The 22,661-nt window shown below is 70.8% G+C and carries 22 protein-coding genes; 8 read left to right on the top strand and 14 right to left on the bottom strand.

The features are described 5' to 3' along the window. Positions 1-12: 12 nt before the first annotated feature. Genes ABDZ66_RS02850 through ABDZ66_RS02865 form a run of 4 tightly spaced genes read right to left on the bottom strand, consistent with a single transcriptional unit; the run spans position 13 to position 1,776 of the window. On the bottom strand, positions 13-675 hold the full coding sequence (locus ABDZ66_RS02850) for an ABC transporter ATP-binding protein (RefSeq protein WP_343755857.1): 663 nt from the start codon (positions 673-675) through the stop codon (positions 13-15). Between the two features lie 14 nt (positions 676-689). Further along, on the bottom strand, positions 690-965 hold the full coding sequence (locus ABDZ66_RS02855; RefSeq protein ID WP_343755859.1) for a hypothetical protein: 276 nt from the start codon (positions 963-965) through the stop codon (positions 690-692). Beyond that, positions 962-1,558, bottom strand: a complete 597-nt coding sequence (locus tag ABDZ66_RS02860) for a peroxiredoxin family protein (RefSeq protein WP_343755861.1) — start codon at positions 1,556-1,558, stop codon at positions 962-964. Before ABDZ66_RS02860 ends, ABDZ66_RS02855 begins: the two co-directional genes overlap by 4 nt. Continuing rightward, entirely contained in the window at positions 1,555-1,776 is a 222-nt protein-coding gene (locus ABDZ66_RS02865) for a hypothetical protein (protein ID WP_343755863.1), read from the bottom strand. The genes ABDZ66_RS02860 and ABDZ66_RS02865 overlap by 4 nt, the downstream gene beginning before the upstream one ends. A 112-nt stretch (positions 1,777-1,888) precedes the next feature. Here ABDZ66_RS02865 and ABDZ66_RS02870 point away from each other — a divergent pair, with 112 nt between their 5' ends. Continuing rightward, the gene (locus ABDZ66_RS02870) at positions 1,889-3,802 is read left to right on the top strand and encodes an ATP-binding protein (protein WP_343755865.1); all 1,914 of its coding nucleotides are present in this window, start codon (positions 1,889-1,891) and stop codon (positions 3,800-3,802) included. 53 nt (positions 3,803-3,855) lie between these two features. Here the strand turns inward: ABDZ66_RS02870 and ABDZ66_RS02875 are convergent, their stop codons facing one another. Continuing rightward, entirely contained in the window at positions 3,856-4,206 is a 351-nt protein-coding gene (locus tag ABDZ66_RS02875; protein WP_343755867.1) for a transposase, read from the bottom strand. Between the two features lie 227 nt (positions 4,207-4,433). Next, positions 4,434-5,009: a transposase gene (locus ABDZ66_RS02880; RefSeq protein WP_343755869.1), complete on the bottom strand. Its 576-nt coding sequence runs from the start codon at positions 5,007-5,009 to the stop codon at positions 4,434-4,436. Between the two features lie 19 nt (positions 5,010-5,028). On the opposite strand from ABDZ66_RS02880, the gene ABDZ66_RS02885 reads away from it, so the two are divergent. After that, a complete protein-coding gene (locus ABDZ66_RS02885; RefSeq protein ID WP_343755871.1) occupies positions 5,029-5,550 on the top strand; it encodes a zinc ribbon domain-containing protein in 522 nt (173 codons plus the stop codon). 13 nt (positions 5,551-5,563) lie between these two features. On the opposite strand, the gene ABDZ66_RS02890 is transcribed toward ABDZ66_RS02885, so the two are convergent. Next, on the bottom strand, positions 5,564-5,794 hold the full coding sequence (locus ABDZ66_RS02890) for a hypothetical protein (RefSeq protein WP_343755873.1): 231 nt from the start codon (positions 5,792-5,794) through the stop codon (positions 5,564-5,566). 143 nt (positions 5,795-5,937) lie between these two features. Here ABDZ66_RS02890 and ABDZ66_RS02895 point away from each other — a divergent pair, with 143 nt between their 5' ends. From ABDZ66_RS02895 to ABDZ66_RS02905, 3 genes are read left to right on the top strand one after another with little or no spacing between them, the layout of a single operon-like run. Further along, the gene (locus ABDZ66_RS02895; RefSeq protein ID WP_343755875.1) at positions 5,938-7,638 is read left to right on the top strand and encodes a DNA repair helicase XPB; all 1,701 of its coding nucleotides are present in this window, start codon (positions 5,938-5,940) and stop codon (positions 7,636-7,638) included. Between the two features lie 36 nt (positions 7,639-7,674). Next, the gene (locus ABDZ66_RS02900) at positions 7,675-8,028 is read left to right on the top strand and encodes a hypothetical protein (RefSeq protein ID WP_343755877.1); all 354 of its coding nucleotides are present in this window, start codon (positions 7,675-7,677) and stop codon (positions 8,026-8,028) included. Beyond that, the gene (locus ABDZ66_RS02905) at positions 8,025-10,436 is read left to right on the top strand and encodes a hypothetical protein (protein WP_343755879.1); all 2,412 of its coding nucleotides are present in this window, start codon (positions 8,025-8,027) and stop codon (positions 10,434-10,436) included. The genes ABDZ66_RS02900 and ABDZ66_RS02905 overlap by 4 nt, the downstream gene beginning before the upstream one ends. 44 nt (positions 10,437-10,480) lie before the next feature. Here the strand turns inward: ABDZ66_RS02905 and ABDZ66_RS02910 are convergent, their stop codons facing one another. Then, a complete protein-coding gene (locus ABDZ66_RS02910) occupies positions 10,481-11,890 on the bottom strand; it encodes a phosphohexomutase domain-containing protein (RefSeq protein WP_343755881.1) in 1,410 nt (469 codons plus the stop codon). A gap of 121 nt (positions 11,891-12,011) precedes the next feature. On the opposite strand from ABDZ66_RS02910, the gene ABDZ66_RS02915 reads away from it, so the two are divergent. Further along, the gene (locus tag ABDZ66_RS02915) at positions 12,012-13,076 is read left to right on the top strand and encodes a mannose-1-phosphate guanylyltransferase (RefSeq protein WP_343755883.1); all 1,065 of its coding nucleotides are present in this window, start codon (positions 12,012-12,014) and stop codon (positions 13,074-13,076) included. Here the strand turns inward: ABDZ66_RS02915 and ABDZ66_RS02920 are convergent. After that, positions 13,042-13,470, bottom strand: coding sequence for a hypothetical protein (locus tag ABDZ66_RS02920; protein ID WP_343755885.1), 429 nt, complete (start codon positions 13,468-13,470; stop codon positions 13,042-13,044). The genes ABDZ66_RS02915 and ABDZ66_RS02920 overlap by 35 nt on opposite strands. A gap of 77 nt (positions 13,471-13,547) precedes the next feature. Between ABDZ66_RS02920 and ABDZ66_RS02925 the strand changes: the two genes are divergently transcribed. Both ABDZ66_RS02925 and ABDZ66_RS02930 read left to right on the top strand, forming a co-directional pair. After that, positions 13,548-13,733: a hypothetical protein gene (locus tag ABDZ66_RS02925; RefSeq protein ID WP_343755888.1), complete on the top strand. Its 186-nt coding sequence runs from the start codon at positions 13,548-13,550 to the stop codon at positions 13,731-13,733. Next, entirely contained in the window at positions 13,694-14,530 is an 837-nt protein-coding gene (locus ABDZ66_RS02930) for a glycoside hydrolase family 130 protein (protein WP_343755892.1), read from the top strand. The genes ABDZ66_RS02925 and ABDZ66_RS02930 overlap by 40 nt, the downstream gene beginning before the upstream one ends. A gap of 16 nt (positions 14,531-14,546) precedes the next feature. Here ABDZ66_RS02930 and ABDZ66_RS02935 read toward each other — a convergent pair whose 3' ends face one another. From ABDZ66_RS02935 to pucL, 5 genes are all read right to left on the bottom strand, one after another. Further along, positions 14,547-17,672, bottom strand: a complete 3,126-nt coding sequence (locus ABDZ66_RS02935) for a GAF domain-containing sensor histidine kinase (protein WP_343755894.1) — start codon at positions 17,670-17,672, stop codon at positions 14,547-14,549. A gap of 164 nt (positions 17,673-17,836) precedes the next feature. After that, positions 17,837-18,238: an ArsR/SmtB family transcription factor gene (locus ABDZ66_RS02940; RefSeq protein WP_425544394.1), complete on the bottom strand. Its 402-nt coding sequence runs from the start codon at positions 18,236-18,238 to the stop codon at positions 17,837-17,839. After that, the gene (locus ABDZ66_RS02945) at positions 18,235-20,460 is read right to left on the bottom strand and encodes a heavy metal translocating P-type ATPase (RefSeq protein ID WP_343755896.1); all 2,226 of its coding nucleotides are present in this window, start codon (positions 20,458-20,460) and stop codon (positions 18,235-18,237) included. The genes ABDZ66_RS02940 and ABDZ66_RS02945 overlap by 4 nt, the downstream gene beginning before the upstream one ends. A 54-nt stretch (positions 20,461-20,514) precedes the next feature. Then, a complete protein-coding gene (gene uraH, locus ABDZ66_RS02950; RefSeq protein WP_343755898.1) occupies positions 20,515-20,883 on the bottom strand; it encodes a hydroxyisourate hydrolase in 369 nt (122 codons plus the stop codon). Continuing rightward, positions 20,880-22,382: a factor-independent urate hydroxylase gene (gene pucL / locus ABDZ66_RS02955; protein WP_343755900.1), complete on the bottom strand. Its 1,503-nt coding sequence runs from the start codon at positions 22,380-22,382 to the stop codon at positions 20,880-20,882. Before pucL ends, uraH begins: the two co-directional genes overlap by 4 nt. Between the last annotated feature and the right edge of the window lie 279 nt (positions 22,383-22,661).

The following is a 22,661-nucleotide window of genomic DNA, read 5'->3' on the forward strand; positions in this document are numbered from 1 at the left end:
CAAAGCAGCCGCTCATCGGCGGCGCCTTAAGACGCCACCGGCCACCTTGTAAAGACCGTGAGCAACGGCCGTCGAGGGCTTAACGGGGGTTTTCGGGTGATTGAGGCTATAACGCGTATGCGTGGACAGCACGACGCTGCGGTCGCGGGAGATGTTCCCCAGAATCTTGCGGATGAGGGTCCGGCCATCTGGATCCACGCCCGCCGTGGGTTCATCCACCACGAGAATTGACGGGTCGCCCAGCAGCGCGGTGGCCAGGGCCAGGCGGCGTTTCATGCCGCCTGAGTAGGCGCCCACACGCAGGCCCGGGTCAGGGAGTCCGACCGTATCGAGCGCGCCACGTACGTCCGCGTCCGTGAGGCGCTGGCCACGCAACTGCGCGAAGAAGCGCAGGGTTTTGCGGGCCGACCAGTGCGGGTAGAACTCCACGTGCTGTGGAACGTACCCCAGGCGCTGCCGGTAGACAGCGGGGTCGTCCATGGGGGTGCCGTTGTAGATGAGGGTTCCAGACGTGGGAGGGATCAGGGTGGCCATGGTTTTGAGCAGGGTGGTTTTCCCGGCGCCGTTGCGGCCCAGGAGGCCCGTGACCCCACCAGCGAGGTGCAAATTGACGTGCTTCAAGATGGCAGTTCGGCCATAGCCTTGGTGGACGTCGCGCAATTCAAGATGATCCATAGGTAGAAGACAGGCTACGGCGCAATCGCCGTAGCCTGGGTCTTACCGGTTTCACCCGAGGAGATCAGGTGCGTGTGCCGGTTGCCCATGTCGCCGACGTAGTAGCCGTACGTGTACGTCCAGTACTGCTTGTTGGGCGTGAACGGGTTGAGGTAGCAGCCGTTGTCGGTGACGCACTTCGTCTGGCTGTACGTCTGACCGGTGAAGGCGCCGTCCGCTTTGGCCGTCGCCGCCAGCAGGCCCATCACGCACGCGCCGGCCACCAACATCGCTTCGAGTTTCAGTTTCATAGGTTCTCCTTTTGAGCACCGCTGCCTGCCGCGCCGCCGAACAGGTCCGGCAGCTCGTCATGCAGGCGGTTGTCTCCGTGTGAATTGATCAGTCGTCCCGACTGCAGGAACAGAATTTCGGCCTTCTGGTCGGTCAGAATCGTCTGGGGCGTCGCTTCACTCCCCAGCGTCTTATGGGCGTACGTTTCGTTCTTGTCGTGGAGGTACGTGAACTTCAACTTCATGACCGCTGCGTATTTGCTCTGAAATGCCAGGGGATCTTTGGAGATCACGATCAGGTTCATGTCGTTGATCCCGGGAATGTCGTGGAGGCCTTTGAGTTCCTCCACGCACGGGACGCAGTTGTAGTCCGCCACCATGATGAGGTTCCGTTCGTGCTGCCCGAGGAGATCAGCCAGTTTGACCGCGCCCTTGGCCGTGGCGAAAGTGTGGTCCGGCAGGGTCTGCTCAGGGCGGTACTTCAGTGACCGGTCAATGAAGGGGTATTTCGTGACTTCGGTGCGGCCATGATCCGAGACTTTCTGGTAGGCGAGGACGCCTCCTGCAGTGCAGAACAGGGCGAGGGCGGCGGCCGTGATCAGGGTGGGTTTCACTGAGCTCCTGAGGTCAGCTCGACGCTGGTCTGCTGCGGACCAAGCGCCTGTGGGCAAGTGTGTCCACACGCGGCCGTTCCCTCGGCTACTTTGGGGTCAGGGAAGGGGGTGATGACCGTGATCGGCTGCCCATCGCCCGATGTCATCGACAGACCACCACCATTCCTGCCGTCCGGTTCAGCCTTGGCTGAGCCCATCATCGCCGTGAGGATCACCATGACCCTGAGCACTGACCGTTTCATTTGGAAGCCCTCTTTAACATGCCGAGAGCCTAGACACTGGCCGTTGAGGCGCCGTTGAGGTGAATGCGCTCCTTTGTCGAGGACGGCCGTGACAGACGCGCCACTGCACCTGATCCTGGAGGGGAAGTACCTGCAGGCGCTCGAGCACGTTCAGGGCCTGTCGTCGCCGACGCCCCGCGATGAACGGTGGGCGGGCGTGTGTCTGCTGAACCTGGGGCGCCCGCTGGAAGCGCGCGCGGTCCTGATGCGGGCCAAGGGCCGCGGCTGCGCGCCGGCCGCCATCGAACTGACAACCACCGCACGCCTGATGGGTGATCTCGTGCGGGCGCAGGGGCACCTCGCGCGGTTGGACCTCGCCGCGCTCGGGGCCTTCGACCGGGCCCTGGCCGAGCGGGAACGTGGCGTGCTCCGCTTCGCTCAGGGTGATCTGCCTGGCGCGCGCGACGCCCTGGAACAGGCTTGGGAGGCAGCGGCGGCGTCCCCCCATGAGCAGGCGCTGCTGCCGGGCATCTGTCAGACGATCGCGTACGTGTGTCTCGACCAGGGTGCGTCCAGCACCGCCCTGCATTACATCGGGCACGCCCTCCCCTACGCCCACCCGGCCAAACGTGTGGCCCTGTTGACACTGCAGGGCGCCTGTCACCTGTTCGAAGGGGACTTCGAACTCGCCGGCACGTGCCTGGCGGAAGCAGAAGCGGCCGTGACACTGGCCCCACAACAGCGGCCCACGCTCTTGTACTACCAGGGAATGCTGTATCGGTATGTGGGCCAACCGGCCAAGGCCAGTGCCCTGTTCCACGCGTGCACGGCCGCCAGTCGTGAAGTGCAAGCGCTCAGCACGGAGTGCTATGCGGAACTGGGAGCCTGCGCCCTTTGTGCCGAATGTGGTGACTTCGCCCAGGCGCACCTTCACCTGGCCCGCGCGCAGGCGATCACCGGCTCGAGCCGCCTCCAAACAGTGATTGATCTGCGCGCCAGCCAGGTGCTGATTCAGGACGCACCCGAGCGGGCCCAAACACTCTTACGAGAGGTCTACGCACAACTGCAGGCGTTGGGCCTTCACCGCGAAGCTGGTTGGGCCAGTTTGCAACTCGCCCGGGCGGCGCAGGTGCTCGGAGATGAGACTGGTCTGCGAGGCGCGCTGCGCCTCGCCGCTCAGTGCCGGGCCGCGACCGGTGACTCCCGGGCCGTTGCCCTGGAATTGCGGGCCACTCCGGAACTTGTCCCTGCCCTGGAAGCTGCCGGGCCCGCCGGCCAACTGTTCCTCAGCGACTGGCAGGCCATGACGGGCGCGACGCCGCTGCACCTGAACATCACCGCGCTCGGCGCGCCCTCTCTGGTGCTGGACCGCGTCACCGTGCGGCCCAATGCCAGCCTCGCCCGGAGCGTCGAGTTGCTGGTTTACCTCACCCTGAAGGGTGGAGCAAGCCTGGAACGCGTCCTGACTGACGTCTTTCCTGACCGTGACCCACAGTCCGCGAGGGTCTACTTTCACCTCATCCGCGCTGAACTGGCGCGGATTGCGCCCGGGCTGAAGATCGTGTTCCAGCGGGAGAGCCGCCAGTACGAACTGGAGACCTGCGGCGTCCGCGTGACGGTCGATCACTTGGAGGTGCGACGTGAGCTCACGGCGGGTGGTATAGATGGAGTGACCCGCGCGCTGGCGCTGTACCGTGGCCCGCTGCTCCCAGATTCGGACAGTGAGTGGGTGAGAGAGGAGCGAGACGATTTGGAATGGTCCATGGTGAGGGTAGGTCTCGAGTTGGTCGAGGAGTACTTCGAACGCGGCGAAGATCAGCTGTGTCTGGACTTGGCAGGACGACTGCTCGACATCGAACCGTTCAATGAAGCCATCCACACCTTCCTGATCCGTGCGACCGAACGCCTGAGTGGGACCATTGCGGCGCGGCAGGCCATGGCCCGCTCACAAGCGCAGTTCCGGGATCATGTGGGCGAAGTGCCGTTGACCCTCAAACAACTCCAGATCACCATGCAGGCCTGATCCGTCTTGAGCTGCTCCCAGAATTGTGGATAGGTCAGCTGACATGTTGCAATTTAGGAAGCAGGAGCAGAAAGTGCGTCCTGGAAGGCATCAAGCTCGGAAAGTTCCAGTTGAATCGCTTTACGACGCACTTCTGGGATAAACGAGAACCGAACGGTTCTCGCTAACGCTCCCCAATCCGGCCATGTTCCCAGTGGTCTGGGCGGCACATCCTGATCCGCCAGGTGGCAGAGCAGATACGCCAGCCCTGAGAGACACCACCACCGCATCACGCCCTTTTTGCTGTGCTGCGCGAACCGCTCCAGGCCGAACCGCCCCTTGATGGTCTTGAAGAAGCCCTCGATCCGCCAGCGTCGTTTCCCGACCCTGGCCAGGTATTTGCCGCCCAGGTTGATGTTCGACATCACGAAGCGCTGCTCTGGCTCTTTGTTCCGGTACAGCCATCTTGGGCAAAACGGACGCCCATGAGGACGCCTGCCCGCATGCCCACGAGACGTACATGGTGGGTTTCAGACCCTGGAGTTGTGCCTTGTACCCGCGGGTCATCAGCTCGTGAATGGGTGTCCCATTCGCGAGTGTTCTGTTGCGCCGGACACCAATCACGATGTCTATTTCTCTTTCCAGGACGGCCTCAATGAACTCCGCACTTTCGAAGCCCCCGCCCCTTTTGCAGACGGGGGCGGCGCTTCCCCTGAAGCATGACGGGTGGAACAGTGCGGAGCAGTTTGAGGGCTAACGCGGCGGGTGAGGACGTGCCTTTTCCACGCCAGATCTGAAAGGCCCAGGGGAGCTTCAGGTCTCTACAGCAGATGTACAGGACGACCAGGTGAACGCCGTTCACGGCGTTCAGGACGTGCATCCAGTCGGAGAGTCCGGAGAACTTTCCTGCTTTTTCGAGACTGGTGAGGTCGACCAGGAATTCGAGCCGGGGACGCTGGTGTGGAGCATGTTTCCCCGTGTCATTGAAGAGCTGAAGTGCAGCCTGGCGCATGAAGCGGCAGAGCGTCCGGAGATCCCAGCTCGTGTGGTTGAGGAATCGACTGATCGCGGAGGGCGATTTGACGGTTGCGCGAGTGGGCAGGGGACGGCCGGAACCGTCGAGGAGGAGGTCCAGGAAGACCTGAAAGGAGTCGCGATGTTGTTTGCGCGAGAAGCAGGTGAGGATGTCAGAATAGAGCCGTCTGGCACGTGCATTCTTTGGGTTCACACCTCATTCTGAGGCCAAAGTGTCGTGCCAGACGTCCTTTTCTCAAACTGCAAGATGTGAGTTGACCCGTTTCCCAGGTTCGATCTTCGGCCTGGAAGACCTCACGAACATTCGAGACCGCACCGAGGGACGCGCACACCCGAAGGCCGGCCCCAGGGCCAGACGGTCGAGGCGTCGCCGTTCCCAGTGGTCGTTCGCGGAACTCCAGGCGAACCTGGCGTACAAGGCTCCGCTGCACGGCTCGCTGGCGGTGCAGGTGGACGCCGATTACACCAGTCAGGCGTGCCCACGTTGCGGGCACACGTCGAAGGGGAACCGGCCGAACGCGGGTCTGATGTTCATGTGCGAGGTGTGCGGTCATATGGGTCATTCCGACAGGGTGGCGAGCGTGAATATTGCGTTGCGAACGTTGCTTGTCCGGCAGGACTGGATGAGTACGGGTGCCTTGTCAATGCGCCCTGATGTGTCGGATGGTGAAGTCGAAGCCGCTCGCCTGTCGAGGTACGCGGAGTTGCGATGGAATCCAGACACAAACCCGTGACTTCAGTCATGGGTCATTGCAGGGTCAGCAGCACCAGCGTCAGCGAGCGCGCCGCGACCAGCCAGGGCCGCTGCGTGACCAGCATGGTGAGCCCGCGCGACGGTGCGAGCAGGGCCGTCATCAGCAGCAGCTGCACCGCGTAGCGGACGCTGGCGACCAGCGGGACCGGGTACTCGGCCGTCAGGTGCTTGACCGTGGCGTCCAGGCACGCGAACAGCAGCAGCGCGCCCGCCAGCAGGGCCACGCCGCGCAGGGGCAGACGCGCGTGATGGCGGGCGCGGTCACGCGGACCGGCCGCGCCGGGAGGACAGGGCGGGCAGGGAAGGGCGGGGCATCGCGGCCCACCATACGCGCATTCCAGCCTGCCGCCGCTATGCTGCCGGGCGTATGGCGACCGACCCCCTGAACCCGCTGATCGTGCAGGCGGACCGCAGCGTCTTCCTGGAGGCGTTCAACCCGCGTGCCGACGCGGCACGCGCGGCCATCGCGCCGTTCGCGGAACTCGTCAGCAGCCCCGAGCACCTGCACACGTACCGCGTGAGCCCGCTGTCGCTGTGGAACGCCGCGAGTACCGGCATGACCGCCGACGCCATGCTGGGCGCACTGGAAGGACACGCGAAATTCCCGCTGCCGGGGAACGTCGTGACCGACATCCGCGAACTGGTGGGCCGCTGGGGCCGCCTGACCCTGGACCGCTTCGACGAGGCGCTGATCCTGTCCGCCGCGCCCGGCGACGGCCCGCTGCTGAGCGAACTGGCCCGCCACCGGGCCGTGGGGCCGCTGCTGCGTGAACGCATGAGCGACGTGGTGTACACCGTGGACGCCGGGGCGCGCGGGGAACTCAAACGCGCCCTGATGGACGCCGGGTGGCCCGTCGACGACCGCGCCGGGTACACCCAGGGGGCGGCGTTCCCCGTGACCCTCGCGCCGGACCTGACGGTGCGCGACTACCAGCGGGAGGCGGCGCAGGCGTTCTACCAGGGCGGCAGCGACACCGGCGGGTCCGGCGTGGTCGTCCTCGCGCCCGGTGCGGGCAAGACCGTGGTCGGCATGGTCGCCATGAGCCTCGTGGGGCAGCGGACGCTGGTGCTGACCACCAACCGCACCAGCGTGAACCAGTGGCAACGCGAACTGCTCGCCAGGACGGACCTGACCCCGGACGACGTGCAGGAGTACGCGCCGGGCCGCCCCGCCGGGCGGGAACTGGCCCCCGTGACACTGTGCACGTACCAGATGCTCACGCACCGCCGTCCCGGAGCGCCCGCCGGGGAGGAGCATCCGCACATGAGCCTGATCGGCGCGGCCGAGTGGGGCCTGATCATCTACGACGAGGTGCACCTGCTGCCCGCCCCGGTGTTCCGCCTGACGGCCGGCGTGCAGGCCCGCCGCCGCCTGGGCCTGACCGCCACCCTGGTCCGCGAGGACGGCCGCGAGGGTGACGTGTTCGCCCTGATCGGCCCGAAACGCTACGACCAGCCCTGGAAGACCCTCGAGACGCAGGGCTGGATCGCGGCCGCCACCTGCGCCGAGGTCAGGTTGCGCCTCCCGGCCGACGAGCGGCCCGCGTACGCCGCCGCGCCCGACCGGCAGAAGCACCGGCTGGCCGCCGTGAACCCCGCCAAGCGCGCCGCGCTGCGCGCCGTCCTGGCCCGCCACCCGGACGCCCCGACCCTGGTGATCGGTTCGTACCTGGACCAGCTGGACCTGATGGCCGCCGACCTGGAGGCGCCGCTGATCAGCGGGAAGACCCCGCAGCGCGAGCGCGAGCGGCTGTTCCAGGCGTTCCGCGAGGGGCGGCTGCGCACGCTGCTGCTCTCCAAGGTCGGGAACTTCGCGCTGGACCTCCCGGACGCCGAGGTGCTCGTGCAGGTGTCCGGCGCGTTCGGGTCCCGTCAGGAGGAAGCGCAGCGGCTCGGGCGGCTGCTGCGGCCCAAGGCCGACGGACGCGCGGCGCACTTCTACTCGCTGGTCACCCGCGAGACCGTCGAGGAGGACCACGCACACCACCGGCAACTGTTCCTCGCGGAGCAGGGCTACACGTACGACATCCTCGACGAGAGCGAACTGTCAGCGCCGGGCGTGCATTGACACGGCGCCGTTCCCTGCGCAGGATGCACGTACCCCATGACCGACCAGACTCCCAAACGACGCGGACGGCCCCCCAGGGTGCGGCCTGAAGAGACGCCCACCCCCGCCGCGCCGGCACCGGCCAGAGCTTCCCGCTCCAAGGCGGCCCCGGTCCTGCCGGAACCCACCTTCGTGCCCGAACGCCTGACCGTCCACGCGGGCCTGACCCTGCTGGAAGTGCAGGACCCGGCGGACCTGGACGCCCTGCTGAGCGACGCGCGGCTGAATCCGCACGTCGCCGAGCGGCTCGCGCCGACCTTCGCGCTGCTGCGCCCCGGCACGGACGCCGCCGCGCTCGACGCCCTGCGCCGCGCCGGGCACACGCCCCGCGTGAACGGAGGCCAGCCGTGAGTGGCCCCACCGACCCGTTCACGAAAGCCGACGCGAAGGCCGCGCTGGACGCCGTGGCGGCCCTGGAGGAACGCAAGGCCCAGGACTTCGACGATTCCATCAGCCGCCTGCCTCGCCCGTACCAGCAGCGGATCGCGGCCCGCTACGTCAGCGAGAAGGTCAGCAGTGGCGCCCGCGCGGCCGAGGTGATCGGTCAGGTGCGCAGCAGCCCGGAACGGCTGCGGACACTGGTGGCGAGCCTGAGCGTCATGGAACGCGCCGCACTGGGCGAGGTGGCCCGGCAGGGCGGAATCATGGACGGCTGGGACCTGCACGTCTTCCTGTTCCTGCGGGACCTGCGCGGCGACCCGCGCGTGTTCGGCAGTCCGAAGGGCAGGGTCGGGGATTTCTCGGTGACGGAATTCACCGGGGCCGCCGCCCTGTGGGAACTGCTGACCGGCGGTCTGCTGCTGCCCGAGGCGCTGCCGAACGTCTGGATGCAGTCGTACTACAGCCAGTTCGAACCGCTGGGACGGCTGCCCAGCCGGGTCCTGCTCGACCCGCGCCTGAAGCCCCTGCTGCCGCCGGAACCCGCCCCGCCCATCACGGCCCCCCCGACCGAGGTGCCGGCCGCGCCCGGCCAGACGGACCTGACGCCCCTGCGGCTGCTGGAGGTGCTGCGCGGCGTGCGCCTGCACCCGCTGTCGGTCACGAAGACCGGCACGCTCAGCCGCACGTCCCTGAAGACCCTCGCCAGGAGCGTCACGGCCGTGGACGACCTGGAAGGCTGGGTGATCGCGGCCCTGAACCTGGGCCTGATGATCCGCGCGGGCGACCGCGTGATGGTCACCGCGCAGGCCGAGCGGCACCTGACGACCCTCGACCCGGCGCGGCTGCGCGCCGTCCTGAGCGGCCCGGGCGGGCACGTCCATCCGGAGGACGCCCGCGCGCCCTTCAACTCGGTCACGGTCGTGCGGCGTCTGCTGGGCGCCGTGCTGCGCGCCCTGCCGCACGCGACCACCCAGGCCGAGGTGATCCGCCTGACCCGGCTGGTCACGCCGCCGGAACTGCTGGGTTCCCGGCCCGGTCAGTCTGTCCGGCCCGACGCGCTGGACCGGTGGGTGGCCGAGGCGCTGCGCGGGCAGCTGAGCGCGGCCGGACTGGTGCATGTCAGCGGCGAGGGACCGGGCGCGGCCGTCACGCCCGCGCACCTGATGACCCCGCCCGCCCCGTCCGGCCCGGCCTGGATCCTGCAACCGAACTTCGACCTGCTGGTGTACCCCGCCAACCTCACGCCGCCGCAGTGGCCGCTGCTGGCCGCCGCCGAGGCCGTGCGCTTCGACGGGCAGACCGCCTCGTACCGCCTGACCCGCCCGAGCGTGTACGCCGCGCTGGAAGGCGGCCTGAACCTCCCGGACCTGCTGGCCGGATTGCAGGCCGGGTCCGCCACGCCCCTCGCGCCCGGCGTGCAGCGCAGCCTGGAGGACTGGGCGGCGCGCCGTGACCGCCTGACCCTGCACCGCGCCGCCACGCTGCTCGAGTACCCCACGTCCGCCGAGCGCGGCGCCGCCCTGAAGAAACTCGGGGGCACGCCGGTCGGCGAGCGCTTCCTGCTGCCCGCCGGCACCGACTTCAAACTCCCGTCCGGCACGCCGGTCCTGCGGGCCGACGGGTCACCCACCCCCACCTTCTCATTTGACCCGGACGGCTCCTTCCGCGCCGAGGGCAGCGTGGACCTGCACGCCCGCGGCCTCCTGCGTGGCCGCGTGACCACCCGCCCGGACGGCCGCCTGGAACTGCGCCCCACCCCGCCCGGCGGGCTGCCCGCATCGTTCCTGCCGGACCTCGAAGCGCGCGTCGAGGGCCGCCTGCCCGGCGCGCTGCGACTGCAACTGGGCGTCTGGAGCGGGCAGACGCCGCCGCCGTCCCTGGCGAGCGTGGCGCTGCTGTCTCACCCGCAGGCCGCCATGCTCGCCGCGCACCCGCGCCTCAGGGGTCTGATCGGCCCGGTGATCGGCCCGAACCTGTTCACGGTGGACGCCGCGAACGTGGACGCCGTGCGCCGCGCCCTGGACACCCTGGGCCTGAGCCCCACCACCGACCTGACCGTCCCGGAGAACCGCTCGGCGGAACTGACCATCATGGACGACACCCGCCAGAAACGCGCCTTCCTGGAACGCGCCATCGAGGCCGGGCAACGCGTGCTGGTGCAGTACAACGTCGAGAAGTACGTCGGCTGGTCCGGGCAGCCCAGCGCCGGGCGCAGCGTCCTGGAGGAACTCGAACCCCTCAGCATCGAGCGCGGCAGCGGGAACACGCCCTACCTGAACGCCCGGCTGGTCGGCGAGCCCGGCAGGGGCCGGGGCGCGCAGGCGTCCAGGGACCGGCACATCCGCATTCAGTACGTGACCGGCATGGCGCTGCGCTGAAACCGGCTGGCCGGGACGGTTGCCGCCGTCCCGGCCAGCCGGTTTCAGCCCGGCAGGTGCCGCAGCGTCCGCTCGCGCAGTTCGTTCAGGATGCCCTGCACCTCGGCGTCGCTGGGGGCCTCCACGTACAGGCGCACGACCGGCTCGGTCCCGGACGCCCGCACCATGCCGTACCCGCCCCCGAACACCAGTTTCACGCCGTCCATCGTCACGACGTCCTGCACGGCGTGGCCGCCCAGCGACCCCAGGCCCGCGATGTCCTCCATCAGGGCCGCCCGGTCGATGGGACGCGGCAGGTGCAGGTCCACCCGGTCGTAATGATGCCGGAAGTCCACGAGCGCCTCGATCTGCGCGAACTGCTCGTCCAGACCCAGGCCGGTCACCGCGACCGCCTCCTGCAGCAGCAGGCCGTTGAGCAGCCCGTCACGTTCCGGCACGTGCCCCTGCACGCCGATCCCGCCGGACTCCTCACCGCCGATCAGCACGGCGTCCTCCGGGTGCGTCTCGCCGCGCAGGAACGCCTCGGTGATGTACTTGAAGCCCACCGGCGTCTGCACGACCCGCAGTCCGTGATGCTGCGCGAGCCGCTCGATGATGCCGCTCGTGGACACGGTCCGCACCACGATCCCCCGCTTCCCCTGCGAGGCGAGGTGATGCAGCAGCACCGCGAAGATCTGGTGGCTGTTGAAGAACCGCCCGCCCGACAGCACCGCCCCGATGCGGTCGGCGTCGCCGTCCGTGACCATCGCGAAGGCCGGGCCGCTCACGTCCCGCATGACCTGCATGGTGGACTGCAGGTTCTGCGTGATCGGTTCCGGGTTCACGCCCCCGAACAGCGGGTCCGGCGCGGCCCGCAACCCGTGGAACGGCACGCCCAGGTACTCGCGCGTGAACGCCTCGATCCAGCCTCCGGCCGCGCCGTGCATGGCGTCGTGGTACACCGGCAGGCCCGCCCGGCGGATCGCGCCGGTGTCCACCAGCCGCGCCAGTGCGCCCAGGTACTCTGCCCGGACGTCCGCCTCGTTCAGCCCCCCGGCCGGGCGGGGCGTGACCGGGCCGTCCAGCCGCGCCTCGACCTCGGCGACCAGCGCGGGCGTGGCGCTTCCGCCGTACGCGCCCTTGAGTTTGTACCCCTGGTACTGCCCCGGGTTGTGGCTGGCGGTGATCATCACGCCGCCCGCGTGCCCGCCGGCCCGCACCGCGTACGACAGGGCCGGCGTGGGCGTGGCGCCCTTCAGGACCGTCACGTTCAGGCCCGCCTCCTGCAACGTCTCGCCGGCCGCGCGGGCGAACGCGCCTCCCAGGAAGCGGGTGTCGTGCGCCACGACCGCCGAGCGGCCCCCGGCGTCCAGCAGCGCCTGCGCGTGCGCGCGGGCCACGCGCCCCACGTTGGCGAAGGTGAACTCGTCGGCAATCACGCCGCGCCAGCCGTCAGTGCCGAACGAAAGCTTCATGAGGCACAGCCTACCCTGACACGCTGCGCCCTGCGTCCATTGTTCACGCCGCGGCGCTCCCCGTGCAGGTGGGGCGCACAGTCGGGGCGCGGCCCGCACACACCGGGGATAAGATGCGCGCATGACCTTCTACCCGGTGATCCTGGCAGGTGGGAGCGGCGAGCGCTTCTGGCCGCTGTCGCGCAAGAGCAAGCCCAAGCAGTTCCTGACGCTGGAAGCCAGTGGCCGCAGCCTGCTGCAGACCACCGCCGAACGCCTCACGGCCGGGCTGAGCGGCGGCCTGGAACGCCTGATGGTCGTCACCGCCAACGAGCACCGCTCGCACGTCCTCGAGCACCTGCCGGACCTGCCGCTGGAGAACCTGCTGGTCGAACCCGTGCCGCGCGACACGGCCGCCGCGATCCTGTACGGCGCGCTCACCGTGCACCGCGACGACCCGGACGCCGTCATGGGTGTGTTCCCGGCCGATCACCGCGTGGATGATCCGGCGGCCTTCGCCGAGACCCTCGACCGGGCGGTGGCGTACGCGCAGGCCAACGACGTGCTCGTCACGCTCGGCATGCAGCCCCAGTACCCGGCCACCGGCTACGGGTACATCGAGAAGGGCGAGCAGGACGCGCAGACCGGCGTGTACCGCGTGCAGCGCTTCGCGGAGAAACCCGACGCGCAGACCGCGCAGGCCTTCCTGGACACCGGCAACTACCTGTGGAACTCCGGGATGTTCATCTGGAAGGTCAGCACCATCCTCGCCGCCTTCGAGGAACTCGTCCCCGACCTGTACGGCCCCATGGCCGAGGCCGCGAAGGTGCGCGGCGGGCTGCGGCAGGTGTACCCGGACCTGCCCAAGATCAGCGTGGACTACGCCATCATGGAACGCGCCCGGAACGTCGCCGTGATCCCCGCCAGTTTCGGCTGGGACGACCTGGGCGACTGGAACGCCCTGGAACGGCTGCTCAAGGGGGACGGCTCGAACGTCGCCGTGGGCCGCCACGTCAGCCTCGACACCGGCGGCGCGATCATGTACACCACCGGCGGGGACGACCTGATCGCCACCATCGGCCTCGAGGACGTGGTCGTCGTACGCGCCGGGGACGTGACCCTGGTCGTCCGCAAGGACCGCACGCAGGACATCAAGAAGGTCGTGCAGCAGCTCAAGGCCAACCCGGACCTCGCGCGCTTCGCCTGACGCCGTTCACCGGCGGGGCGGTGTCCGCCTCGCTCCGGCCGGCGGGTGGGGGCACCGCGTTCCAGTTCTCACGCAGGTGCGCGGCCAGGGCACTGGCCTGCCGTTTCTCGATCGGGGACAGGACCCGTTCGAGGGCCATGGCGACGCGCGTGTGGGTTTCCAGGTGCGTGCGAATCTGACGGGTGGTCGCGGCGTCCAGGTGGTTGGTTGCCAGCAGAGACTCGCACAGGATGGAGATGGCCCAGCTGGCGACCCGGCGCACGCTCAGGTCATGCACGTAGTTGTGGTCGGTCAGCGCCAGCAGGTGTTCACGCCTGGCCGCCACCAGCCCCTCTGGACGGCCGGGTGGCGCGCCGAGGCCCCCGGCCCGGTCCAGTACCTGCGCGAATACCACCGCCTGCTGGAACGCTTCCCGGCCGTTCCGGGGGCGGGCCGCGCGGCGCGCCCCTTCACGCTCCTTCCGGTGCCCTCATGACCCGCCTGCCCACCCGGCGTTCCACGTTGTTCACGCGCAGTGACCTCAACCCGCTGCTGTCCGCCGCCGACTGGCCGTACCCGGTCAACTCGGTGTTCAACGCCGGAGCGACCCTGCTGCGCGACGGCACCACGCTGCTGCTGTGCCGCGCCGAGGGGATTTCCGGGGCCTGTCGCACCTGACGGCCGCCCGCAGCGTGGACGGCGTCCACAACTGGCAGATCGACGCCGCGCCCACCCTGCTGCCCAGCCCGGACCACCCGGACGAGGTCTGGGGCGTCGAGGATCCCCGCATCACGTACCTGCCCGAAGAGGATCAGTACGCCGTGCTGTACACCGCTTACAGTCCCGCCGGTCCCGGCGTGGCCCTGGCCCTGACCCGCGACTTCGTGACCTTCGAGCGCCGGGGCCTGATCTTCCCGCTCGAGGACAAGGACGCCGCGATCTTCCCTGTGCGTTTCGGGGGGCTGTGGGCGGCCCTGCACCGCCCCGTCACGGGTTCCAGCGCGACCATCCACCTGAGTTTCAGTGAGAACCTCCGGCACTTCGGGGACAGCCGCTCGGTGCTCGGGGCGCGGCGCGGCCCCTGGTGGGACGCCCGCAAGGTCGGGCTGTCGGCGCCGCCCATCCGCACCGTCGAGGGCTGGCTGGTCATCTACCACGGCGTGAAGGTCACGGGCGGCGGCGTCCTGTACCGCAACGGGCTGGCCCTGCTGGACCTGCACAATCCCAGCGTGTGCCTGCGCCGCAGCGACCCCTGGCTCCTCGGGCCGCACGACCTGTCCGAACGTGTCGGGGACGTGGCGAACGTCGTGTTTCCCTGCGGGACGGTGCTGCAGCCGGACGGCGACACCCTGCGGGTGTACTACGGGCAGGCCGATACCAGCATCGGCCTCGCCACCGCCAGCCTCAAGGAACTGCTGCGCTGGCTGCGGGACAACAGCAGCGTGCCCGGCAGCGCCGACACCGGCCTGGACTGAACCGGCGGGCTGGGCGTCAGGCGGGCCGGGCGGGCAGCGTGAAGGTGAACGCGCTGCCCTGGCCGGGTGTGGACTCGGCCCAGATGCGCCCCCCGTGGTGCTCGGTGATCTTGCGGACGATCGCGAGGCCCATGCCGGTCCCCTCGTACTGATCGCGCAGGTGCAGCCGCTGGAACAGCTGGAAGACCCGCTCGGCGTACTGCGCCTCGAAGCCGATGCCGTTGTCCTGCACGCGCACCTCCCACTGATCGCCGCGCCGCGTGGCGCTCAGGTGCACGCGCGGCGCGGCGTCCGGGCGGCGGAACTTCACGGCGTTCCCGATCAGGTTCTGCAGCAGCTGCGTCAGTTCGCCGGGAATGCCCATCACGTCCGGCAGGGGGTCCCAGCTGACCTGCGCGCCGGCCTCCTCGACCGCCGCCTGCAGGTGCGCGAGGGCGTCGTGGAGCGGCTCTTGCAGGTTCAGGGGTTGCAGCGGCTCGCGCACGGCGTTCAGGCGGGAGAAGACCAGCAGGTCGTCGATCAGGCCCTTCATGCGCCGCGCGCCCTGCGTGACGATGCCCAGGTACCGCTGGCCCTGCGGGTCGAGTTGCGGGCCGTAGCGCCGGTCGATCAGTTCCGTGAAACTGGTGATGGTCCGCAGGGGCTCTTGCAGGTCGTGGCTGGCCGCGAAGGCGAAGCGTTCGAGTTCGGCGTTGCTGCGCTCGAGTTCCTGCGTGCGCTCCTGCAGGGTCCGGGCCTTCTGTGCGCCCTCCAGCGTCAGCCCGAGGCTGCGGGTGACCGTGTCGAGCAGCGCGCGGTCCGTGTCGTTCCAGCGGCGCCGTCCGAAGAGCCCCACCACGATCACGCCCTGCACCGTGCCGTCCACCCGCACGGGCAGCGAGGCGGTGGTGCTGATGTGCTCGACGCTGCCCTGCAGGCCGTCGTGCCCGCGGTCGTACTCGTCCTGGTAGAGCGGCTGGCCCGACTCGAAAGGCTGCCGGACGGTCAGGGTGGTGTCGTACGGCAGTCCGGCGTCCAGCCGGCGTTGCAGGGCGTCACTGCCGACCTGGCCGACCTGCGTGCGCACCCGCACCCACGCGCCGTCGCGTTCCCAGTACAGCGCGTACCCGTCGGGCAGCAGGGACAGCATGATCTCCTGCGCGCGGTGGATCAGGGCGCCCGGGTCGGCTTCCAGCGTGAGGTCCCGCGTGAGTTCCGCGAACGCCTCGAGCGCCTGGGTGCGGGCCTGCAGCGCGTCACGCTGCGTCTGGAGTTGCGTGGCGACCTCCGCGCGTTCCAGGGACAGGTTCATGCTGCGCCCGGCCGCGCGGACCACCGCCCGGTCCCGTTCGGTCCACACGCGCGTGTCGAGCAGGCCGACCGCCAGCATGCCGACCACCTCGCCCGCGACCAGCATGGGGTACAGCGCCACCGTGCCGTAGTCGTCGGTGGCGGCCACCTGCTGCTCGCCGGCCTCCCAGCCGTCCACGAACACCGGCGCGTGCGTGCGCGCCGCTTCCAGGAAGGCGGGCGCGTCGACCGGCACGCCGGCCGTGATGCTCTGCACGACGTGCGGGGCGATGTCCTCGGTCCACACCTGCGCGTACCAGTGGTCGCCGCCGCGTTCGTAGTACGCCGCGCTGCACTGCGCGAAGAAACTGCGGAACACCGTCAGCGCCTGCCGCGCCAGGGTGCGCACGTCGGTGCTCGTGCCGGCCGCCTCAGTGAACCGCGCGAACGCCTCGAGCGCGACGGCCTGCTCGGCCAGTTCGCGGGTGCGGGCCTCCACGCGCGTCTCGAGCAGCGCGTGACTGTCCTGCAGCTGCTGGTACAGGCGGGCGTTGTCGAGCGCCGCGGCCGTCTGCGAGGCGAGCCCGGTGGCGAGCTGCTCGGAACGGTCCGTGAACACGTCCGGGTCGGGATGCCCGAACAGCAGCGCGCCGAGCACCTCACCGGAGCGGGACGTGACGGGCACCGCGAGGTAACTGCGGACCGGCAGGTGACCCGGCGGCATGCCGTGGAACGGCCCGAGCTGCCCGTAGCGTCCGTCGCGGGTGATGTCGCCGGCCCGCACGACGCCCTTGCCGGCGAAGGTCGGGCCGAACACGCCGGTCATGCGGGGCGTGGGAAAGGACGAGAAGGCCTCGCGCGGCGCGCCGGACAGGACATGCAGGCGGTAGCCGTCCGGGTCGCGGTCACTGAGGTTGTAGAAGAACGCCCCGAACTGCGCGCCGGTGAGGGTCACGCCGGCGTCCGTGACGCCCTGCACGAGTTTCTGCAGGTCCAGTTCGGCCGCGAGTGTCTGTCCGACCCGGTTGAGCGTGGCGAGGTTCTCGGCCTGCTCCTCGAGGTGGCGGCGCGCCTCGAGTTGCGTCAGCGCCTGCGCGCACTGCTGCGAGAGCGTCCGCAGGAACTGCTGCTCGGCGGGCGGGAAGGGGCGCGGCACGCCGAAGCCCAGCAGCAGCGCTCCCCAGGGACGCCCGTCCACGGTCAGCGGCAGGGCCGCCATCCGTCCGTGCGGACTGTCCTGCGCGAACACCGCCCGTTCCCCGCGGACCGCCTCGCAGGCCGGGTGGTCGCTGCCGAGCGGCAGGGGGTCCGGCGGGATCTGGTCGGCCGGCAGGCAGACCGGACTGTCCGCGCAGGGTGGCGTCGCGCAGGTGAGGGCGTCCCCGCCGGGCGTGAGCCGCAGCGCCAGACCGCCGGTCGCGGCGGTCACCGGGACCGCGCCGGCCAGGGCGGCACGCAGCACCTCGTGCGGGCTGCTGGCGGTCACGAGGTCAGCGGTGATCTGCTGGAGGGCCGCCTTGCGTTTCATGGAGGACACGTCGCGCAGGTGCGCCGCCAGCGACTCCCCGCGCGGCGTCAGCGTGACCCGCACCCAGCCGCCGACCGCCGGGCTGAACGCGTCGTACCCGCCGGGCCGTCCCTCGGCGCGGACGCGGCGGCTCTCGGTGTACCAGTGCTCGCTCAGCAGGTGCGGGAAGTCGCGCTCCAGTGGCCGGCCGAGCGCCTCGTGCGGCGCGAGGTGCAGCAGGGCGGCGGCCGCGCCGTTGACGTACTCGAAGTGACCGTCGCCGTTCAGGACGAACATCACGTCCTCGCTGCCGAGCAGCAGGTCCGCGAGCGCCGGGGGCAGCGTGGGGAGGTCGTGGCGCGTCATGCGGTCTGGAGGAAAGTCACGGCAGGGGGCCTCGGGAAGCAGGTCGAAAGCAGGTGTCAGAGGGCAGTCGGGGGCGGGCAGGGACCGTCACCGGGCCGGGGACGGCGCGAGGGCAGTGGGAACAGCCCTGATGGTAGCGCACGCGGCGCCCCGCCGGGTCCCGGTCAGCGGTCCTGCTCGGCGGCGTGGTCAAGGGCGCTGCCGATCAGGTCGGTCAGGTGAGCGTCCAGCAGTCGGTAGTACACCACGCGGCCCTCCCGGCGGGTCTGCACGGCCCGCACCTGCCGCAGCAGCCGCAGCTGGTGGCTGACGGCGCTCTCGCTCAGGTCGATCACGGCGGCCAGGTCACACACGCACAGTTCCCCGCCGGGACCGGCGGCGTTCAGGGCGCTGAGCAGCCGCAGCCGCGTGGGGTCCGCCACGACCTTGAGCAGCGCGGCGGCCCGCTCGACCTGCGCCGGGGCGGGCTGGGCGGCCAGGGCGCGCGCCACGGCCTGCGGGTGCCGGCCCGCGCAGGCCGTGGCGTCCGGCGGGGGGGGCGCGGCCGGAACGGGGGGCGGGGTCACGCGCGCTCCGGGGTCCAGCGCAGCAGGCGCAGGGCGTTCGCGGTGACCAGCGCCGTGGCGCCGGTGTCGGCCAGGACGGCCATCCACAGGGTGGTCGTGCCGCTCAGGGTGGTGATCAGGAACAGGCCCTTGAGGCCCAGCGCCAGGGCGATGTTCCAGTGGATGTTGCGCATGGTGGCGCGTGCCAGCTGCACGAGGTCCGGCACGCCGCCCAGCGACGGGCGCAGCAGCGCGGCGTCGGCGGTGTCCAGCGCGACGGCGGTTCCGCCGCCCATGGCGACGCCCACGTCCGCGCGGGCCAGGGCCGGCGCGTCGTTGATGCCGTCGCCGACCATCACGACCGGGCCGGGCAGGGCCTCGATGTGCCGGAGTTTCTCCTCGGGGCGCAGCGAGGCGTGCACGTCGAGCGGCAGGCCCTGCGCGGCGTGCCGCGCGGCGCGTTCGTGATCCCCGGTGAGCATCACGGTGCCCAGGCCCAGGCGGCGCAGGTCCGCGAGCGCCTGGGCGGCGTCCGGGCGCAGGTCGTCCTCGAAGGCCAGCAGGGCCAGCGGGGCGTGGTCGTCGTGCAGCACGCTGACCGAGCGGCCCTGCGCCTGCAGGGCGTCGAGCTGCCGCGCCAACGGGCCGCTGAAGGCGCCCAGCTGGGCCGCCGCGCTGGCCGGGGAGCCCAAGTGCAGCGCCCGGCCGTCCAGGACGGCGCTGGCGCCCTCGCCGGGGCGGGCGCGGGCGTCCGTGACGGCCGGGACGGTCAGCTGCCGCTGGCGGGCGGCCTCGGTCACGGCGCGTGACAGCGGGTGGCTGCTCGCGCCGGCCACGGCGGCCGCCAGGCGCAGGGTCTCGGTGTCCGCCTGCGGGTCCGGGTGGACGTGGTCCGCGGCGTGGCCGCTCCCGACGGAATGCCACTCGCTCAGGCGGGGGTGTCCGGCGGTGAGGGTGCCGGTCTTGTCGAACGCGACGGTCCGCACGCGCGCCAGGGTCTCCAGGGCCGCGCCGCCCTTGATCAGCAGGCCGCGGCGCGCGCCGGCGCTCAGGCCGCTGGTGACGGCCGCCGGAACGCTCAGGACCAGCGCGCAGGGGCAGCCGATCAGCAGCAGGCTCAGGCCCTTGTACAGCCACGGTGAGAGCGGTTCGCCCAGCAGCGGCGGGCCGAAGGCCACCAGCGCCGAGACCAGCACCACGCCCGGCGTGTACACCCGGCTGAAGCGGTCGATGAAGCGCGCGGTGGGCGCGCGGCTGTGCTCGGCCTGCTCGATCAGGTGCAGGATGCGGGCCAGGGTGGTGTCGTCCGCCTCGCGGGTCACGCGGACCGTCAGGCTGCCGTCGGTGCTGACGCTCCCGCCGAACACCTCGTCGCCGGCGGCGCGGCGGACCGGGACGCTCTCGCCGGTCACGGCGCTCTCGTCCAGGCCCGAGACGCCCTCCTCGATCACGCCGTCGGCCGGGACGCGCGAGCCGGGCGTGACCAGGACCCGCTGGCCGGGGCGCAGCGTGGCGGCCGGGACCTCGCGCGGGCCCTGCGGCGTGAGCAGCTGCGCGCTGGTGGGCGTCAGCGCCGCGAGGGCCTGCACGCCGGAGCGGGCGCGTCCGGCGGCGACGCCCTCGAGCAGTTCCCCGACGGCGAACAGGAACACCACGGCGGCCCCCTCGGCGGCCGCGCCGATCAGCAGCGCGCCCACGGCGGCCAGCGTGACCAGCAGGTGGATGGAGAACACGTCGCCCAGCCGGGCGCTGGCGACGGCGCGGCGGGCCAGGGGCGCGCCGGCCAGCAGCGTGACGGCCACGTAGCCCAGTCCGGCGGCGGACGGCGCGGCCAGGGACAGCAGCCACGCGGCGGCCAGCAGCGTGCCGGACAGCAGCACCAGGCGGCCCTGCGCGCCGCGGTGCCAGGCGGGACCGGCCGCGTGGCCGCTGCGGGTGTCCTGACCGGGGTCGGGGTCGGTCGGGGGGGGCGCGCCGGATGGAGCGGTGGGGGCCGGGTCCTGGAGGGTGGGAGCGTAGCCCAGGGCGCGCAGGTGACCCTCGAGGGTGTGGCGGGGCGTGCGCGTCTCGTCGAGCTGCAGCCGGAGGGTCTGGCGCGTGAAGCTGGTGCTGACGGCGCCGGTGCCGGGCAGCGTGCCGACCAGCCGCTCGACCTTCTGAACGCAGTTGGCGCAGTCCATGCCCTCGACCCGGTAGGTGAGGACCGGCGTGGCGGGGAGGTCCGGGCGGGTGGGGGCGGTCATGCCCCCAGTATATCTGAATGAATGCTCAGGTCTTCAGATGAACGGTTCCCGGCCTCAGCTTCCCCGGTAGGTGCTGTACGACCAGGGACTGACCAGCAGCGGCACGTGGTAGTGCGCGTCCGCATCGGCCACCGTGAACCGCAGCGTGATCTCGTCCAGGAACGGCTCCCCGGCCCCCGGGACCGCGCCGACCAGCTCCGCGAAGTACGGCGCGACGTGAAAGGTCAGTTCGAAGGTGCCGCGCCGCAGCGCGCCGCGCGCGATCAACGGCCCGTCCGTCCGCCCGTCCGCGTTCGTGACGGTCCGGGTGACCAGGGTGCGCGTCCCTCCCTGCACCTCGCGCAGCTCCACCGGAATCCCGGCGGCCGGCCGGCCACGCGCGGTATCCAGCACGTGCGTGCTCAGGCCAGCCGACCCGCTCATGCGCGCTCCACCCAGCCCTCGATCACGCCGTACGGTTCGGCGTCCGCGTGGAAGATCACGCCCGGATTCTCCAGTCCGAAACGGCCCAGGTCGTAGGGAATGTGATGCCGGTTCGGGAACGAGAAGTGAATCCGTTCGATCTCCGGGCAGCGGGTCAGGACCGCCTCGCCCAGCCGGTAGAGGGTGTGCTGCATGGAGTGCGAGTAGTGGTCCGGGAAGACCTCCAGCAGCGTGCCGTACACCCGCGCCCACACGGCGTCGTAGTCGGGGTTGTCCTCACGGTACGTCCAGCGGGCCGTGACGGTGGTCGCCAGGATGCGGTCGGTCGTCTCCGGCAGCGTCGTGAACTGGTCACGGTGAAAGCCGGCCCAGCCGCTCTGGGTGGTCTTCAGGATGAACAGTTCGTCGATGCCGCTCTCGACCGTGAAGCGCTGCCCGTCGCCCTCCACGCGGGCGGTGTGCTTGGGCAGCTGCCGCGCGAAGGCGTGGTCGTGGCCGCCGGGCTGCCCGGGGACCGGCAGGCGGTCCCACAGGTGCTCGGTGAAGGTCGCGTACGCGCCGCTCACGCGCGGACCGGCCTGCACGAAATGCCGGATCAGCTCCTTCCCGAAAGCCTCCACGCTGCCGGTCAGGTGATCGCGGGCCAGCGCGTAGATGGTGTTGCGCACCGTGTCGGTCGCCACGAGGTCCGTGTTGTCGCCGACCTCGTGCGCCGCGCTGAAGTCCCCGCGCATGCCCACGCGCACCCACACGTCCTTGATCTCGTGCCGGGGCGAGTCGCGGAACACCTTGAACAGCCGCACGTCGGCCTTGCCGTAATTGTTGTCTCCCAGCCGCACCCGGACCGCGCCGGTCGGGGGCGCGGGCGTGACAGCGGGGTCGGGGGCCGTGGCAGGAGCGGGCGGTCGGGACTCGGTCATGGGATCTCCGGTGACGCGGGGGGAAGGGGAGGGCTCGATCAGGTCCAGCACCCGCAGCCGCGCGATGCGGCCGATCTCATGCAGCGCCGCCGCGCGTTCCTGCCCGGGCGTGTGGGCCAGGCGTTCACGCGCCGCCGCGAAGATGCTGCGCTTGTCATGTTCGCGCACGCACACCACGAACGGCAACCCGAAGCGCTCATGGTACGCGGCGTTCAGCCGCTGAAACTCGGCGTATTCCCCGGGGCTCAGGCGGTCCAGGCCGGCGCTGGCCTGTTCGCGGGCACTCTCGGGTGTCAGGTCGCCGGCCAACGCGGCCTTCCCGGCGAGGTCCGGGTGCGCGCGGATCAACGCGAGCTGCTCTTCCTCGCTGCCGCTCCGCGCGGCCTGCGCGAACGCCTCGGCCAGCGTCCCGGCGTCCCGGTAGGGCCGGCCGGCGGCCACCTGCGCGGCGTAGTGCGGCGAGTGTTCCAGCACGCCCGCGAAGTACGCGGCGAAGGTCTCGGCACTCAGGTCGTTCAGGTCTTCCACGCGCAGGCGCGGCGTCACCCCGCTCGGGGCGGGGACGGGGGTTCGGGACACGGGAATACCTCCTGGGAACGGAAAAGGGAACCGGGGTCCCGGCGGGCGCGTGGGGCGGGCGGGCGCCGCGCCCGTGGGGCGCGCGGGCCGGGCCGCTGCGCCGCCGAACGCCGGATGAGAAAGAACTGCGCGCATGCTAGGCGGGGCCACCCGGACGTGTCAAACCACCCGTCCAGACCGCGCCGCGCCGCCCCGCGCGCCCCGGCGCACGCACCTGATAGGATGCATGCGCCCATCGTCGAGCCAGCCCTCCCTGCCGGGACCGGGCCGCGCCTCCCC

It is taken from the genome of Deinococcus depolymerans, assembly GCF_039522025.1.
In the GTDB taxonomy this organism is placed as follows: domain Bacteria; phylum Deinococcota; class Deinococci; order Deinococcales; family Deinococcaceae; genus Deinococcus; species Deinococcus depolymerans.

Excerpts from the sequence above, each read along its gene's own strand:
- ABDZ66_RS02850 (WP_343755857.1), bottom strand. The coding sequence starts at position 675 with ATGGATCATCTTGAATTGCGCGACGTCCACCAAGGCTATGGCCGAACT.
- ABDZ66_RS02855 (WP_343755859.1), bottom strand. The coding sequence starts at position 965 with ATGAAACTGAAACTCGAAGCGATGTTGGTGGCCGGCGCGTGCGTGATG.
- ABDZ66_RS02865 (WP_343755863.1), bottom strand. The coding sequence starts at position 1,776 with ATGGTGATCCTCACGGCGATGATGGGCTCAGCCAAGGCTGAACCGGAC.
- ABDZ66_RS02875 (WP_343755867.1), bottom strand. The coding sequence starts at position 4,206 with ATGTCGAACATCAACCTGGGCGGCAAATACCTGGCCAGGGTCGGGAAA.
- ABDZ66_RS02895 (WP_343755875.1), top strand. The coding sequence starts at position 5,938 with ATGGCGACCGACCCCCTGAACCCGCTGATCGTGCAGGCGGACCGCAGC.
- ABDZ66_RS02900 (WP_343755877.1), top strand. The coding sequence starts at position 7,675 with ATGACCGACCAGACTCCCAAACGACGCGGACGGCCCCCCAGGGTGCGG.
- ABDZ66_RS02910 (WP_343755881.1), bottom strand. The coding sequence starts at position 11,890 with ATGAAGCTTTCGTTCGGCACTGACGGCTGGCGCGGCGTGATTGCCGAC.
- ABDZ66_RS02915 (WP_343755883.1), top strand. The coding sequence starts at position 12,012 with ATGACCTTCTACCCGGTGATCCTGGCAGGTGGGAGCGGCGAGCGCTTC.
- ABDZ66_RS02925 (WP_343755888.1), top strand. The coding sequence starts at position 13,548 with ATGACCCGCCTGCCCACCCGGCGTTCCACGTTGTTCACGCGCAGTGAC.
- ABDZ66_RS02935 (WP_343755894.1), bottom strand. The coding sequence starts at position 17,672 with ATGACGCGCCACGACCTCCCCACGCTGCCCCCGGCGCTCGCGGACCTG.
- ABDZ66_RS02945 (WP_343755896.1), bottom strand. The coding sequence starts at position 20,460 with ATGACCGCCCCCACCCGCCCGGACCTCCCCGCCACGCCGGTCCTCACC.
- uraH (WP_343755898.1), bottom strand. The coding sequence starts at position 20,883 with ATGAGCGGGTCGGCTGGCCTGAGCACGCACGTGCTGGATACCGCGCGT.